Source organism: Arthrobacter sp. TWP1-1, from assembly GCF_049897845.1.
Classification (GTDB): Bacteria; Actinomycetota; Actinomycetes; order Actinomycetales; family Micrococcaceae; genus Specibacter.
Window position 1 is genome coordinate 107536 of the sequence record NZ_JAFCXC010000003.1, and the last position, 14360, is coordinate 121895.

Annotated in this window: 14 protein-coding genes and 1 tRNA gene; 9 read left to right on the top strand and 6 right to left on the bottom strand. The window is 60.6% G+C overall.

Annotated features, from left to right (window positions below):
• Nucleotides 1-45 precede the first annotated feature (45 nt).
• Nucleotides 46-969, bottom strand: a complete 924-nt coding sequence (locus ACP7B9_RS06920; protein WP_425861972.1) for an oxygenase MpaB family protein — start codon at nt 967-969, stop codon at nt 46-48.
• Between the two features lie 152 nt (nt 970-1121).
• Between ACP7B9_RS06920 and ACP7B9_RS06925 the strand changes: the two genes are divergently transcribed.
• Together ACP7B9_RS06925 and ACP7B9_RS06930 are read left to right on the top strand one after the other, a co-directional pair.
• Complete coding sequence (locus ACP7B9_RS06925; RefSeq protein WP_425861973.1) at nt 1122-1289, top strand: hypothetical protein; 168 nt, start codon at nt 1122-1124, stop codon at nt 1287-1289.
• Nucleotides 1290-1345: 56 nt separating this feature from the next.
• Complete coding sequence (locus ACP7B9_RS06930) at nt 1346-1810, top strand: SRPBCC family protein (RefSeq protein ID WP_425861974.1); 465 nt, start codon at nt 1346-1348, stop codon at nt 1808-1810.
• A 9-nt stretch (nt 1811-1819) separates the two neighbouring features.
• Here the strand turns inward: ACP7B9_RS06930 and ACP7B9_RS06935 are convergent, their stop codons facing one another.
• The 3 genes from ACP7B9_RS06935 to ACP7B9_RS06945 all read right to left on the bottom strand — a co-directional run bounded on the left by ACP7B9_RS06935 (nt 1820) and on the right by ACP7B9_RS06945 (nt 4207).
• On the bottom strand, nt 1820-2320 hold the full coding sequence (locus ACP7B9_RS06935; protein ID WP_425861976.1) for a universal stress protein: 501 nt from the start codon (nt 2318-2320) through the stop codon (nt 1820-1822).
• Between the two features lie 179 nt (nt 2321-2499).
• A complete protein-coding gene (locus tag ACP7B9_RS06940; RefSeq protein ID WP_425861978.1) occupies nt 2500-3303 on the bottom strand; it encodes a hypothetical protein in 804 nt (267 codons plus the stop codon).
• A gap of 79 nt (nt 3304-3382) precedes the next feature.
• Complete coding sequence (locus ACP7B9_RS06945) at nt 3383-4207, bottom strand: putative protein N(5)-glutamine methyltransferase (protein WP_425861980.1); 825 nt, start codon at nt 4205-4207, stop codon at nt 3383-3385.
• A 40-nt stretch (nt 4208-4247) separates the two neighbouring features.
• Here ACP7B9_RS06945 and ACP7B9_RS06950 point away from each other — a divergent pair, with 40 nt between their 5' ends.
• Complete coding sequence (locus ACP7B9_RS06950; RefSeq protein WP_425861981.1) at nt 4248-4973, top strand: DNA alkylation repair protein; 726 nt, start codon at nt 4248-4250, stop codon at nt 4971-4973.
• A gap of 2 nt (nt 4974-4975) precedes the next feature.
• Here the strand turns inward: ACP7B9_RS06950 and mptB (ACP7B9_RS06955) are convergent, their stop codons facing one another.
• Entirely contained in the window at nt 4976-6601 is a 1626-nt protein-coding gene (mptB, locus tag ACP7B9_RS06955; protein ID WP_425861982.1) for a polyprenol phosphomannose-dependent alpha 1,6 mannosyltransferase MptB, read from the bottom strand.
• A gap of 327 nt (nt 6602-6928) precedes the next feature.
• On the opposite strand from mptB (ACP7B9_RS06955), the gene ACP7B9_RS06960 reads away from it, so the two are divergent.
• On the top strand, nt 6929-8215 hold the full coding sequence (locus ACP7B9_RS06960) for a glycosyltransferase 87 family protein (protein WP_425861984.1): 1287 nt from the start codon (nt 6929-6931) through the stop codon (nt 8213-8215).
• A 148-nt stretch (nt 8216-8363) separates the two neighbouring features.
• Entirely contained in the window at nt 8364-9521 is a 1158-nt protein-coding gene (locus ACP7B9_RS06965; RefSeq protein WP_425861986.1) for a glycosyltransferase 87 family protein, read from the top strand.
• A gap of 45 nt (nt 9522-9566) precedes the next feature.
• Here the strand turns inward: ACP7B9_RS06965 and mptB (ACP7B9_RS06970) are convergent, their stop codons facing one another.
• Nucleotides 9567-11078 carry a polyprenol phosphomannose-dependent alpha 1,6 mannosyltransferase MptB gene (gene mptB / locus ACP7B9_RS06970; RefSeq protein WP_425862565.1) on the bottom strand — a complete coding sequence of 504 codons (1512 nt, stop codon included), beginning with the start codon at nt 11076-11078 and terminating at the stop codon, nt 9567-9569.
• A 132-nt stretch (nt 11079-11210) separates the two neighbouring features.
• Between mptB (ACP7B9_RS06970) and orn the strand changes: the two genes are divergently transcribed.
• From orn to ACP7B9_RS06990, 4 genes are all read left to right on the top strand, one after another.
• Nucleotides 11211-11807, top strand: coding sequence for an oligoribonuclease (orn, locus tag ACP7B9_RS06975; RefSeq protein WP_425861987.1), 597 nt, complete (start codon nt 11211-11213; stop codon nt 11805-11807).
• Between the two features lie 167 nt (nt 11808-11974).
• A tRNA-His gene (locus ACP7B9_RS06980) sits at nt 11975-12050 on the top strand.
• Between the two features lie 116 nt (nt 12051-12166).
• Entirely contained in the window at nt 12167-12739 is a 573-nt protein-coding gene (def, locus tag ACP7B9_RS06985; RefSeq protein ID WP_425861989.1) for a peptide deformylase, read from the top strand.
• Between the two features lie 168 nt (nt 12740-12907).
• Nucleotides 12908-14353 (top strand): sugar porter family MFS transporter, encoded by a 1446-nt coding sequence (locus ACP7B9_RS06990; protein ID WP_425861991.1) that lies wholly within the window; start codon nt 12908-12910, stop codon nt 14351-14353.
• The last annotated feature ends 7 nt before the right edge of the window (nt 14354-14360 follow it).

Here is a 14360-nt window from a genome sequence, read left to right on the forward strand (position 1 = left end):
GGTTTGTGGGCGGGAGTCCGTTGGCAGAAAACACCACCATCCAGCTTAGCGGCGCTTACTGGGAGCGTCCTGCATACCCAATCGCATCCGCCGCACCCGAGCCGCGGCTTCGCTGGGACTCGGCGACCCCAGACTCCAGCGCACGACGGCGAGCACGAGGTGGGTGGGAACCCGCACCGGAAGCGTGACTGGGCCAAGTGCCGGGACGTGGAGTTGTATGAGTTCGCGATAGACCGAAGGCAGGGCTGCAACGGCGGCTGAGAACAGCACCGTGTATCCGGCCCGTTGGGAGCGTGGCAGGGGCGGGTGGCGAATGAAAGCGATCGCCTCGCGGGCGCGTCCATCGCAGCGTAGCTCGCCGGTAAACGCGGCGAGCTGGGTGTCGAGCTCCTTGACTGATGTGGGCGGATCCGTGACCTGCATAAGGGCGCCGGCTACGGCCCAGTCGGCGACGTAGGCATCGGGGCCACCGGGAATCGGACCACCGTAAGCAAGATGTGAGGCCAGGAATGCTTTGGTGAAGGCCAGATGTACCCACCGGAGCAGCTCAGGATCGTTGGCCGAATAGGGGCATTCTTCCCCAGTATTTGAGGTGTAGCTCCCCCGAATATAGCCGTGGATGTGTTGCACCTTGGCGGCGGCCTGTTGGGCGGTCGCCGTGTCACCATACGTGAGCTTGAAGATCCATTGAATGGTGCCGGCCAACCTGCTCAGCGGGTCGGTGCGGTAGTTGGAGTGGTCGTAGATACCGGCGAGGGCGCCCGGGTGCAACGCCTGGATCAACAAGGCCTGGATGCCTGCCACGAGTGTCGTCATGGAACCATGGACAGCCCATACCGCCGAATCAGGACCAATATAGCCTGCGTCGTCGCCCGTTTCCAGGTCGAGTTCCCATTGCGGGATAGCAGGCGAATTGTTGCTGAATGTGCCGCGCAGTTGCCGCCGCCAACGGTCCACGGGATTCTTCATGGTTCCAGTCTGTACCTCTCACGGCGAAAATACAGTGATGATTCGGGAAGCGGGCGGCCGCACACCCATGACAAAGCCGAGGCAAAGGATCACAATTAAAGAGAGGCCGCTTGGCCATCAGGTGCCGGGCGGCAAAAGAGTGAGGCACCGCCATGAGCAACACACCAGCCACGAACCCAAGCGACGCAACCGCGTCGACCGGCGAATTGACGGCACGGGAACATGCTGAGACTGCGGCAGAAGGCACCGACGGCAGGGACATGCCGGAAATTCGCATGCATACCCAAGACGCTGCTGAGGGTCCCGAGGATGCCGGCTGACCCGCTGCCTTACAAGGCCACTGACGAATGTCGGCGCGGGAGCTTATGCTGTGTTTATGTCAACATTCAGTGTCTCCCGCAGCGCCGTCATCCCAGCCCCCGCAGCAGAAATTTATGCGCGGGTTGTCAGCTTCCGTGAGTGGATCAACTGGTCACCGTGGGAAGGGATCGACCCGTCCATGCAGCGTACCTATTCGGGTCCGGTGGAGGGTATGGGCGCCACCTATTCATGGAAGGGAAATGGCAAGGCCGGGGCCGGAACCATGGAAATTCTGGAAGCCGTTGAACCCACCAAAATCCACCTCCGCCTTGAGTTCACGAAACCCATGAAGGCTGTCAATCCCACAACCTTCACCTTTGAACCCGTTGCTGACGGAACCCGCGTCACCTGGACCATGACAGGGGAAAACAAGGGCTTGGGCCGAGTCTTCATGCTGTTCATGAACATGGACAAACTGGTGGGTGGCGATTTTGAAAAGGGCCTGGCCCAGCTAGCCAAATGTGTGGCCAACAAAAGCTGAGCGTTTGGCTCAGCCGTGTAATGGCTTGTGGGCGTCCACGCGTGGAATAGCCAGCACCGGTATGTGCTGGCTTGCCAAAAGCTTACGGACAACGGATCCGGCAAGGACTTCATTGACACCGGCCAGCATTCCTGGGCGGCGGGCACCCACCACAATGACCGATGCGTTCACGGCCTGGGCCAACCGTCCCAGAGCAAGCGCTGTTTCGCCGCCCAGAACGCGAATGCTTGAGGTGACCATGTGCGCTTCCGCGGCCGCTGTCAGCAGCGACCCCAGTTCCAAGACGGCCGACGCCGCCTCGTCCTCCGGATCCAGGTCCCTGTTCAGGGACTTTCCCAGAACATCGCCATCGGGGTCCCATTCAATCAAGTAACTGCCGGGGTCAACATATGCACCCACCAGCTCAGCACCGGTTGCCGCAGCCAATTCGACAGCAAACTTCAAAACCGCGGGATCTTGTTCCGGCAGCAACCCCACGATCACTGCACCTTGGCCAAAACGAGAATTCATGACGTGCTCGTTCCCTTAGGACCCCCTGATACACAGGATGTTCCCCCATCTTCGCGCATCCATGCCGGATGCGAAAGGGCCCGACATCTACAACACCATCACGAGACAGTCGCCAGACGAGCCCACCTGGCACGCGAAGCTCTTCAAGGCTCCGTGTTCACCGATTTGGCGGGGGCGAGTCAGGGTGCGGTGAACTTGAACGTGGCAATCAGGTCTTTGGCCGGAGTCAGGAGTGCATCGAATTCCGCGGTCGGCGCCTGAATAAAGACCGCGGCAGTATGGCCGCCCCCGAGGTCGAGGAGAAAGACCTGCGCGCGCTCCGGCGAGGTGACGCCCCACAAGTACGGATCGGGCGCACCTTGACGACCAGCGATGAGGAGCACAACTGGGACCGACCCATAGCACGTCGACGAGGTGGCGGGGTCGACGACGATGTCGAGACCATCGACGGTTGTGCCGCCGATCTGGGCGCTGATCGGCGTGGCAATGACACCCGGCAGCGTCGTCATCCAAGCGAGAAGGTCTGCTGCCTCGGTGGGTCCAGCGGGATCGGATTCTTCTGGGCAGGAGGGGAAAGTCTGCGCGGCGGCTGCAACGTCGCCCCATATGTAGACCCCGGGTAGTTGGGCGTCACCGTTGCTCGCGGCGTAAGCGTCGGCACGCTGGAGCCAATACGCAGGCGTGTGATCGAGAGCGTTGGCCCAGGAGGCATCGACCACGTAGGAGAACTGCCCAAGAGACGGTTCGCTGAAGGTGGTGAAATGGACGCTTTCGTAGGCGCCTGGAGCGAGAACCCCGAGGCATCCACCGTCGGCCCTTAGGCACTCATCCGACGACTCTTCGAGCACGGAGGCGGAACTCGATGCGACGGATGACGGGCGGCCTGCGCACCCGGTCATGAGGCCGACTGCGGCGGACAGGAGTAGGACAAACAGGGCAAGCGCCCGTCCTGCAGCGAACTGTGATGACCTCAGTAAATTCATGCTCACTCCAAGCGTCCGACGCTTACCGCGGATTGGCTTCGAATCTTACTCCGCATCTGATTCCGCCGTAAGCCACTGATTAGGCGGACGACCGCACGCGGCCGGTGACCACCGTACCGCCGAGGTCATCATTGCTGGCGACGCTCGTCAAAAAGCCATGCGAGGCCATGATGCCAGCGCTGTCAGCGGCCTGCCGAGCACTGCTTTCCATGAGCAGCACCCCTCCGGGCCGCAGCCAGTGCTGGGCCTCGGCCGCGATTCTCCGATGCACCTCAAGCCCGTCAATCCCCCCGTCCAAGGCAACCTCGGGTTCGTGAACCCTGGCTTCCTGCGGCATGAATTCAAGTGCGCTTGATGGGACATACGGCGCATTTGCGGCGATGATGTGAAAAGTCCCGCGCAACTCCCGCGGCAGGGCCGCGAACAAGTCCCCGCAATGAATCTGCCCTTTGAAGGGCGCAACGTTCTCGGCGGCACAGCTGAGCGCGGTCGGATCAATGTCTGCAGCATGCAACTCGACGGCGTGGGGACCATCGGCCATGTCATGGGCCACGGCGGCACCGACGGCTCCGCAACCACAGCAAAGGTCAAGAATCCGCAAAGGCTCGTTCCCGAGCGGGATTCCTGGGATCGAGGCCAGCACCTGCCCCACAAGAAATTCGCTGCGCAATCGAGGCACGAACACACCTGGTGCCACTGACATTTTCAGCCCATAAAATCTTGCCCACCCCACAATATGTTCCAAGGGATACCCGTGGGCTCGGCGGGCCAGCATGCGAGCGAGGATTTCCGGCGAATCGGCCGAATCAAGAAGAATGGCGGCTTCGTCCTCGGCGTAGACGCAGCCAACGGAACGGAGCACAGCAACAAGCTCTGCGACCGGCCTCCATGCACTTTGCTCCATACCAACAAGATGGTAGTCGCCCTGCCGCTACGCTGGTGCCATGACGCCATCGGAAACGAACATATTCACGGATCAAAGCACGCTCGGGACCCCCAATGCCGCATTTCTACAGGCTCTGCGCCCCGCCCTCGATCAGCTAGCCATGACAGAGAAAGCCGCAGGGATGGCGCTCTATATGAAATCTTCCATGCCCTTTCTGGGTGTGCCCTCCCCCACTGTCCGCAAAGCCGTACGAGCCCTGGCGAAGGAGCACCCTTTCTCTGGCGTCGAGGAACTCAACGCCACGGTCACCTCCCTCTGGGAAGGAGCGCAGTTCCGGGAGGAACGCTATGCGGCCATCATGCTCACCGACTCACGCCTGGGCCGGGGCGAGATGGCGCTCCTGCCGTTTTACGGCGTCGTCATTGGGACCGGACAGTGGTGGGATTTCGTGGATTCGGTGGCGCCACGCCTGTGCGAACTACTCCTCAAGGACAGGGAGGCCATGGACCCGCTGCTTCGTCGATGGAGTGTGGACGGGAACTTTTGGTTCCGCCGGGCTTCGATCATTGCTCAATTGCCAGCCAAAACCGCAACAGATCTTGGGCTGCTGCAGGATGTCATCGCACCCAACCTTGACGACAAGGAATTTTTCATCCGCAAGGCCATCGGCTGGGCACTTCGCCAACATGCCCGGACCGATTCCGACTGGGTGCGCGAATACGTCCGCAATCACGAGAACCAGCTCAGTCCGCTTTCACGCCGCGAGGCACTTAAGCACCTTTAGATTTAGGCTGACTTGGTTTTTGCCGCAGCGTCGCGACCGGGAAGAAAGAGCCCGCGCGTTGCCCTGTCCCAAAACATCACGTACAAGATACAAATGAAGCCAACGGCGATAGCCACGGCACGGATCAGCACCACCGGAATCCAGGGGAACACGCTGAGCTGGTCGGTTAGGGCTATCAAGGTGAAGAACGCAGTCAGGTAGAGCACCGTGCGCAACTGCCATCCCTCCTCGATGCCGGTCACGGCGAAGAAGGCAACAAGCCACAGCATGTACCAGGGCTGAATCATAGGCGCCATGATGACCACGGCCGCAAACGCCCACGCCATCCGGCGCAGCACTGCCTGGCTGTATCGCTGTGTCTCGCCGAGGGCGCCCGGACCGCTGAAGCTGGAACGGCCGACGTCGGAGCTGCCATTTGCGGATGAGGCCGCCGGGACCTTGACCTTCCAAAAGGCCAGACCCATGACGATCAGAATTGACGCAAGCTGACCAATCCCCTGAATGACGTCAGTCACGGCGGCACCGGCCCCGCCCAGAAGCGACACCACGAACCCGACAATGTTGGAAAACAAGCCAACTGGCGCATACCAAATCCATACTGTGCCGGGAGTCTGCAGGGCGGCCAACCAGCCGAAGCCCAGACCGTTGATGGCACCCATGACCCCCATGACGGCGGTGGCGATACCTAAGGTAGCGGCCCAGATTCCGAACTTTCGCACCCATCCTGCTTGGGAACCTGCCCACAGCAAACCAACAAAGGGCAACGCAATCAAGGTGATGGGCTTGATGGCGATGGACGCCGTAACGAGCAAAATTCCCAGAATGGGTCGCTTCGAGGAAGCATAGTAGAGTCCTGCGACAACCAAGCCAAGCATGAGTGAATCATTGTGCACACTGGCCACAAAGTTGATCAGCACCACGGGGTTCAGGACCACCAGCCACAATGCACGGTGCGGATTGAAGCCGTGGCGGGCAGCCAGCTTGGGAACGTAGATGGCCAGCAGAACCACGCCGGCCAGGCACGCGAGCCGGAAGGGAATCAGCGCAATCTCGGGGCTGTTGGCCGGCAACAATACCGCGAAGTGTTCCAACCACAGCCAGAGCGGACCATAGGGGGTTGGGGCCTCGGTCCACAGGGTGTCAGGGCCAAGTGAAAAGTAGTTGTTCAAGGCCGAAATGCCGTCGGTGTAGGGATTGAGCCCCTGCTGCATTAGCCGGCCCTGACCAATGTAGGCGTAAGAATCCCTGCTAAAGAGCGGAAGCGCCAGCATCAGGGGGGCAACCCACAGGATCAATGCCTTCTTCAGGATCGGCGCCGAGGATTCGTCCCAGAGCGCCAAATGCTGCCGCAACCTCAGCCACCCACGCAGCATCAAAGCTGCACCGACACACAGCAGCACGGTGGCAATGATCACCGCCACGGGGGTGGTTCTGGCCACAATAAAGAGCGGATTACGGATCAGCACGGAGCTGCTGGCCAACCATCCAACGCCGAATGAGCCCAGCAACAACATCATGGACCCGGCAAATCCCTGCCACACTGCCGACGCCGCTGTGCCCGTGCGAAGAGGCAACTTGCTAAACACCTTGGTCTTCACCTCCGGCAGGGCAACACGCGCGCTGGTCAACTGCTTTACTCCTGAACTAATGCTGTCCCTCACGGCAGGACTGGTTTGCGTGCAGAGGGTCGGAACCGACCCGGGGAGCAACTAGGGTGCTGCGCTAATATGTAAGCAGCCCCGGACTCCGTTCTTGGCATTCTACCCACTTCAGCCGGTCAATTCCTTGGAAACGACTACTGGCCACTCGCCGCGTCAGCCTTATTGCGCCCGGCCTCCACCACTTCTACAAAGGACTGGACCATCTCCACGGATACGTTTTTTGCCACTCTTGCCCGCTTCCGGGACACGATCCTGCCCTCCCGGACCCAAAACTGGCTGAAAACCCCACGCGGCATGTGGACCATCTTCGGTGCAGTCCACCTTGTCTTTCTTCTGCTGGCGGGGCTTTTGTCCCTGCGTGGCGAGGCATTTAGCGACACGTTCATCTACCGCATCTGGGCCTCCGTGGACTTCAACGAAGAATTGGTCACCGGCCCCAGTCCGTGGGTCTACCCAATTCTGGCCTTGATTCCCATGGCCATTGCCTACATCTTTGGTAGCGGTCCGTTCCTATTCATCTGGGTCCTGATGATCGCCGCGCTGAACACGCTGGCAGTGGGCAAACTCACCCGCTGGGGCAAAAAGCGCGAAGCCATTCCGGCCGCCCTATGGTGGACCACCTTCACAGCCCTCATGGCTTGGCTGGGCTTTGCCCGCGTCGATGGCCTGACAGCTCCGGTAGTCCTGATCGCCCTGTCGCTTGGTGTGGCCAGCCCCTTCCTGACGTCGGTCATTCTCAGTGTCGCCACGTGGACCAAGGTCTGGCCGGCCGCCGTCGTGCTCGCCCTGTTCACCGTGGTCCGGCAGCGGGTACAGGTGGTCTTGGCGGGTGTGCTGGTCACGGCACTTGTGGTCGGCATGGCGCTGAGCATGAATGCGCTGCCCAAGCTGCTGAACTTCCTGCTGGAACAAGGCGATCGCGGCATGCAACTCGAGGCCACCTTCACCACACCTTGGCTGTGGATGAGCGTACTGGGCCTGGGCGGGGCGCGGATGTACATGAACCAGGACATCAACTCCATGCAGGTTGATGGCCCCGGCTCCGAGGTCATGAGCGTGCTCATGCAGCCCCTCCTGATCGCCGCCGCGCTGCTCGTTGCCGGCCTGGTTTTCTGGGCCCTGCACACCGGCAAGCGAAATGGTGGCGCCGATCGTACCGCGCTGCTGCTTTTCGGCTCACTGGCGCTGGTCACCGCGTTCGTGGTTTTCAACAAGGTTGGTTCCCCGCAGTTCATGGTGTGGCTGGCACCGGCCGTGGCCGTGGGCCTGTCCTACCAATGGAAGGCGTGGCGCGTCCCGGCTACCATGCTGATCGGCGTGGCCATCCTGACGTTCCTGGTTTACCCGCTGTTCTACGACGCCCTTTCGCACAACAACGCCGTTATGGCTGCCGTTCTGACGTTGCGCAATCTGTTGCTGGTGGTCTTGTTCGTGTGGAGTGTGCGCCAACTGTTCCTGATGGGCCGCAATCCCTCGCTCATCCCCCGGCACGATGTTGTGAAGAACGACGCCGTTTCCTCCTCCGCGTCCGCCTCAACCGACGCCGTCTCCACCTCTGATGCCCTGACCAAGGAGCCCTAAGATTTCCGCTCCACTCTTTGACCAGGTCCTGGACCGGGCCACCACGCTCCGCAACAAGTTTCTTTCGCCCGCGGCGATTGCCTGGTTCCGTACGCCCGCCAGCGTGTGGTGGGGATTCGCCGTCGTTCATGGCTTTTTCCTCGCGTGGATGATGACCTTCATTATTCACGGCAACACCTTCAGCGATACCGAGCAGTACCGCCAATGGGCGCTGCTCGGTTACAACCCGTCGGATCTTGGCGAGGTGATCAGCCCCTGGGTATATCCGCTGCTGGCGCAGCTGCCCATTTTCGCCGCGAACATGTTTGGCCCGTCGCTGTACCTGCTGGGCTGGACGTTGATCATCATTGTGCTCAACGCCGTTGGATTGGTGTTTCTGACGCGCGGCAAGCGCTCCGTTAGCGGGATTGCCCCGGCCTGGTTCTGGCTGTTCTTCACCATATTCATGGGCTTCCTGAGTTTTGCCCGGGTGGAGGGAATCACCACGTCACTGGTACTCATTGCCTTGTTGTACGCGGTTGAACGGCCCGTTCTTGCAGCGTTCCTGCTTTCGGCGGCAACCTGGATCAAGGTATGGCCGGCCGCGGTAATCGCTCCGCTGCTCATTGCCAGCGCCAAGCGCGTCCAAATTTTCATCACGGGCGTGGTGGTCACCGCGGCCGTTGCAGCCGTGGCGGTCCTCACCGGAGCAGGCTCGCACCTGCTCGACTTTGCCATCAACCAAGGTGATCGCGGCATGCAGCTTGAGGCCACCTTCTCCACCCCGTGGGTCTGGCTCAGCGTGTTCAATATTGGCGGCTCCAAGATTGCCGACAATGTGGCCATTAACTCCACTGAGGTCTACGGACCCGGAGCCGAAATTGCCGCCGCATTGATGCAGCCGCTGCTCATTGTTGCGGCACTGACAGGCGCCATTCTCATGCTGTGGGCCCTGCGCCGCGGCGCCCAACGTGAGGAATTGATCCTCGAGGGATCACTGCTGATGGTCACGGCGTTCATTGTTTTCAACAAGGTGGGTTCGCCGCAGTTCATCATCTGGCTGCTGCCCGTGGTGGTTGCCGGGCTGGTGCACGATTGGGATCGCTGGAAGATTCCGGCCACGTTGCTCATGGGCATCGCCTTCACCACGTTCATCATCTACCCGTTGTTCTACACACCGCTGATCCACGCCAACCCGATCATGGCGGCCGTACTGACCAGCCGCAACGTACTTCTCGTGACGCTGCTGATCTGGGCCATTCAACGCACCGTGGAGCTGGGCCGGAACGCAGCCGCCCCAGCTGTTTCTGCCATTCCGCCGAATTAGTTAGTAGGCGACTAGTTAGCAGCCGAGGTAGCCGGCGGAGGGTCGCTACCGGATCCGCAGCGCGTCCACAGTTGCCTCGCGGCTGAACAGTAGTTTTCGGGTGTGCACATCCAGTACCAGCAGATAGATGACAGCACCCCACGCCACCACGCTGGCCAACGTGCCTGAACCCACCTGCATCGTCACAAAGTCCCACACGAAGAGCTGGTCTTGGGCTCCAAACACCACAAAGAAGCCGATCACCACGTAGCAAACCTTGATCTGCCAGTTGTTCCGGATGCCTGTCGCAGCCAAGATGGGCAAGAACCACAGGATGTACCAGGGTTGGATGATGGGCGCCAAAAGCACGACGGCGGCAAACGCCAGTCCGGTGCGGCGCACCACCTGTTTGGGGTCACCAAAGAGCACAAACCAGGCGGCGAGGCCAATACTGGCCACCGTCAGCAGGGTACGGAAGCCATTGCCGATGGCCATTCCGTCCAGCCCCACGGCGTTGCCCAGAAGCTCCAGCATTTGCCCGCCAAATCCTGAGGGCGAGTACCCCGTGTAGCCAGGTGTCGCGTCGGTGAGTGCCCACGTCCAGCCCAGTCCAAGATTCCCGGGCAGACCCATGAGCCACAACAAGGCAAGGCTCAGCGAACCGGTCGCGGCCCAGAAGAGAAAACGTCGCCCCCACCCGGCGGCGTGTCCTGCCCACAACAATCCGATGAAAGGCAGCAGGACGATGGTGATGGGTTTGACGGCGATCGAGGCCGTGACAAGGACTACGCCCAGCACGCCCCGTCTCGTCGCTGCGAAGTAGATGCCCGCGACGGCCAAACCAACCATCAAGGCGTCGTTATGAGCGCTGGCGATGAAGGAAATCAGAAAGAGCGGGTTGGCCACCGAAATCCACAATGCCCTAGCACCGTCCACCCCGTGAAGTGCGGCCAGCTTGGGTACATAGATCATGCACAAGGCAACACCGATGCAGGCGATGGCGCGGAACAACAGCACAGAGAGATCGGGCTGAGCCCCCGTCAAAGCAACCACTCCCCTGCTCAGCCACAAAAATACCGGCCCATAGGGTGTGCGGTTTTCGGCCCACGATGGGTCCGTGCCCAACATGAACCAGTTGCTGAGCGCCGAAATGCCATCGGTGTAGGGATTCAGACCCTCCGCCATGAGTCTGCCTTGGCCGGTATAGGCGTAGACGTCGCGGGAGAAGATTGGCACGGCCAGCATCAGCGGTGCACCCCAGGCAACGATCGCGGTCACCACGACCTTCAACGACCCGGGCCCCCAGCTGATCAGGCGCTGGCCCAGCCGCAGCCAGGAACGCAACAACACCATGGCGCCAAGCGTCAGCACAATCGTGGAGGTCATCACGCCAGCGCCTTCGGTACGCATGGCGATGACGAGGGAATTGCGGACCATGGGCGAACCGTTGGCGATCCAGCCGACACCAACGGAACCGACCAAGATCATGACGGAGCCTAGAAATCCCTCGAGCACCGCAATCCACGGCCTCTGCGCGCCAGCGGCCCGCGGTGGCACAGCGGAAGGCAGGGCTGTCATCGAAAGTCTCCGGCCGTCGTCGTCAATTTCCTGCAACAAGTTTTCATGCAACAGAGTTGCGGCATGCAGGTTCTGCCACGGCCGATTTTACCAGCGCGGCGGCGGGTGCGCGGTTAGCGGTACATTGGTGAGGTGGCTATTACTAATGAACGCATTGTGTGGATTGACTGTGAAATGACCGGCTTGGATGCCGAGAACGACGCCCTGATCGAGGTTGCGGCGCTCGTCACGGACTCCGAATTGAACATCCTGGGCGAGGGTGTTGACGTGGTCATCAAGCCCAGCGACGAGGCCTTGGCGCAGATGGGTGACTTTGTGCGCAACATGCACACCACCTCCAAGCTGCTTGACGAGCTGGCCGGCGGAACCACCATGGAAGACGCGCAGGCTCAGGTACTGGCGTATATCCGGGAGCACGTGCCCGTTGCCAACAAGGCGCCGCTGGCTGGCAATTCGATCGGCACCGACAAGGTATTTTTGGTCCGTGACATGCCCGAGCTCGCGGAGCACCTGCACTACCGGGTCATCGATGTTTCCACCATCAAGGAGCTCTCCCGCCGCTGGTTCCCGCGGGCCTACTTCCAGTCGCCGGCCAAGACCGGTGGACACCGCGCCCTGGGCGACATCAAGGACAGCATCAACGAACTCAAGTACTACCGCGAGGCCGTGTTTGTGCCCGCTCCGGGCCCGGATTCGAAGACCGCAAAGAAGATTTCAGCAAAGTTCTAAGTTCAGTTTCCGCGTGTTTTCGCGGAATTTGTTTCGCCGTAACGCGATCTGGATCACAAATTGGCAAAAAGAACTTCATTTGGTCTTGACGCCCTTTTAGATCGGGTAGACTAGTCGTCGTTGCCACAAGCACGGAGGATAAAACCTTCTGGCAGACGGCGAACATGGTGGGATTAGCTCAGTTGGCAGAGCGCCTGGTTGTGGTCCAGGAGGTCGCGGGTTCAACCCCCGTATCTCACCCCATGTGTGGTTCGTCAAGAATCACGATCAACACCCCGGTCAATTGATCGGGGTGTTTTTCATTGCCCCTCAAGCTTTGTAAACTTTCAAATTGTTGCCAGCGTGAAAAGGAAGTCCTCATGACCATCCGCCCCGTGACCATCCTGGGTGAGCCCGTCCTTCACCGCCGCGCCGATGAGGTCAAGACCTTTGACGCAGACCTCCAGTCCCTCATCTCGGACATGTACGAGACCATGGAGGCCGCCAACGGCGTAGGCCTTGCAGCACCCCAGATCGGCGTGGGCCTTCGCATCTTTACGTACAAGATGGAGAACGACGACGACGTCCCCGAACGTGGTGTCGTCGTAAATCCAACGCTCACCGTCGGCAAGATCTCCGGAAACACCCCGGATCCCGACGATGAGGTGGAAGGCTGCCTATCCGTTCCGGGGATCGATTTTCCGCTCAAGCGCGCAGAATGGGTTCGAGTGCGCGGATTCGACGCCGAGGGCAACCCGCTGGACTTTGAGGCGACCGGCTGGTTTGCCCGTTGCATGCAGCATGAGTTCGACCACCTAGACGGCAAACTTTATGTGGACAGGCTCAATGCGCGTTACTCCAAAAAGGCCCGGCGTTCAGCCAAAAGCCTTGGTTGGGGCGTTCCGGGGCTAACCTGGATGCCGGGTGTGGATCCGGACCCGTTCGGTCACTAAGGCCGAACCTTGCTGTGATGCACATCCCATGAGGCAATTATCACGGCCGGTTTAGGCGCCAGCGGCTCTTTGGGCTTGCTGGCATGGCGTAGCTTTACCATTTGGAATTACTAAGCACTTTTTTCAAACGGGCCACATACTTTTCAGTGGCGGCTTCAAAGGGGAACCATGTCCGGGACTACTATGCCAAAATCATCCGCAACGCCGATACCACGCAAAGTCATTGGGCTTGCCGTCGCAGGAGCCGTGGGAGGATTCCTCTTCGGCTTTGATTCCTCGGTAGTCAACGGCGCCGTCGATGCCTTGCAAGATGAATTCATCCTTGGCGATGCCGTCACGGGGTTCGCCGTCGCCGTCGCACTTTTGGGTTGTGCCATTGGCGCCTACATGGCCGGCCGCATTGCAGATGCCAGGGGCCGCCTCCCCGCCATGAAAATTGGTGGCGTCCTATTCCTGGTCAGCGCACTGGGTACCGGCTTTGCTTTCGGCGTCTATGACCTGATCTTCTGGCGTCTTGTGGGCGGATTGGGCATTGGCCTGGCCTCAGTCATTGCCCCGGCCTACATCTCCGAAATTTCACCGCCCAAGCACCGTGGCCGTCTGGCCTCGCTGCAGCAGCTGGCCATCACGATCGGTATCTTTGCCGCGTTGCTCTCCGATGCCCTGTTCGCGAACGCCGCCGGTGGTGCCGCGCAGGAGCTATGGTTTGGGCTGCCTGCCTGGCGCTGGATGTTCCTGGCCGCCGCAGTGCCCGCCGTCGTGTACTTCGTTATCGCCCTGAAGCTGCCCGAATCCCCTCGTTACCTTGTCCTGAAGGGCAAGGAAGAAGAAGCCGCCAAGGTCTTCAAGACCATCGCACCGAACGAAGACGCCGAAATCAGCATCCGCGAAATCCTGGATGCCGTCCATGCGGATAAGCTCGCTGCACGCGAGAGTTCGCTGCGAGGCAAGCGCTTTGGCTTGATGCCGGTGGTATGGATCGGCATCATCCTGTCCATGCTGCAGCAGTTCGTCGGCATCAACGTCATCTTCTACTACTCCACCACGCTGTGGAAGGCCGTGGGCTTCCAGGAAAAGGACTCGCTGACCATCTCCGTGGTGACAGCGATCGTGAACATCCTTGTCACCTTGGTCGCCATTGCCCTGGTCGACAAGATTGGCCGCCGCCCCATCCTGCTCGTTGGCTCCATCGGCATGGCGCTTTCCTTGGGCACTATGGCCCTGGCATTCTCCGCAGCCACCGGCTCGGGCTCGGAGATCTCCCTGCAGGGCGCTTGGGGCCCGGTTGCCTTGGTCGCGGCCAACGTGTTTGTCATCAGCTTCGGTGCTTCTTGGGGTCCGCTTGTGTGGGTTCTGCTGGGCGAGATCTTCCCGTCCCGCATCCGCGCCCGCGCCCTTGGCCTTGCCGCCGCCGCCCAGTGGATTGCCAACTTCGCCATCACACTGACCTTCCCGTCCATGGCCGCGGCATCCTTGCCGCTGACCTACGGCATGTACGCATTGTTCGCCGTGGCGTCCTTCTTCTTCGTGATGTTCAAGATCCCGGAGACCAACGGCATGTCACTCGAGCAGGCCGAGACGCTCTTCGACAAGAAGCCGGCCACTTCGAAGTAAGCACCAA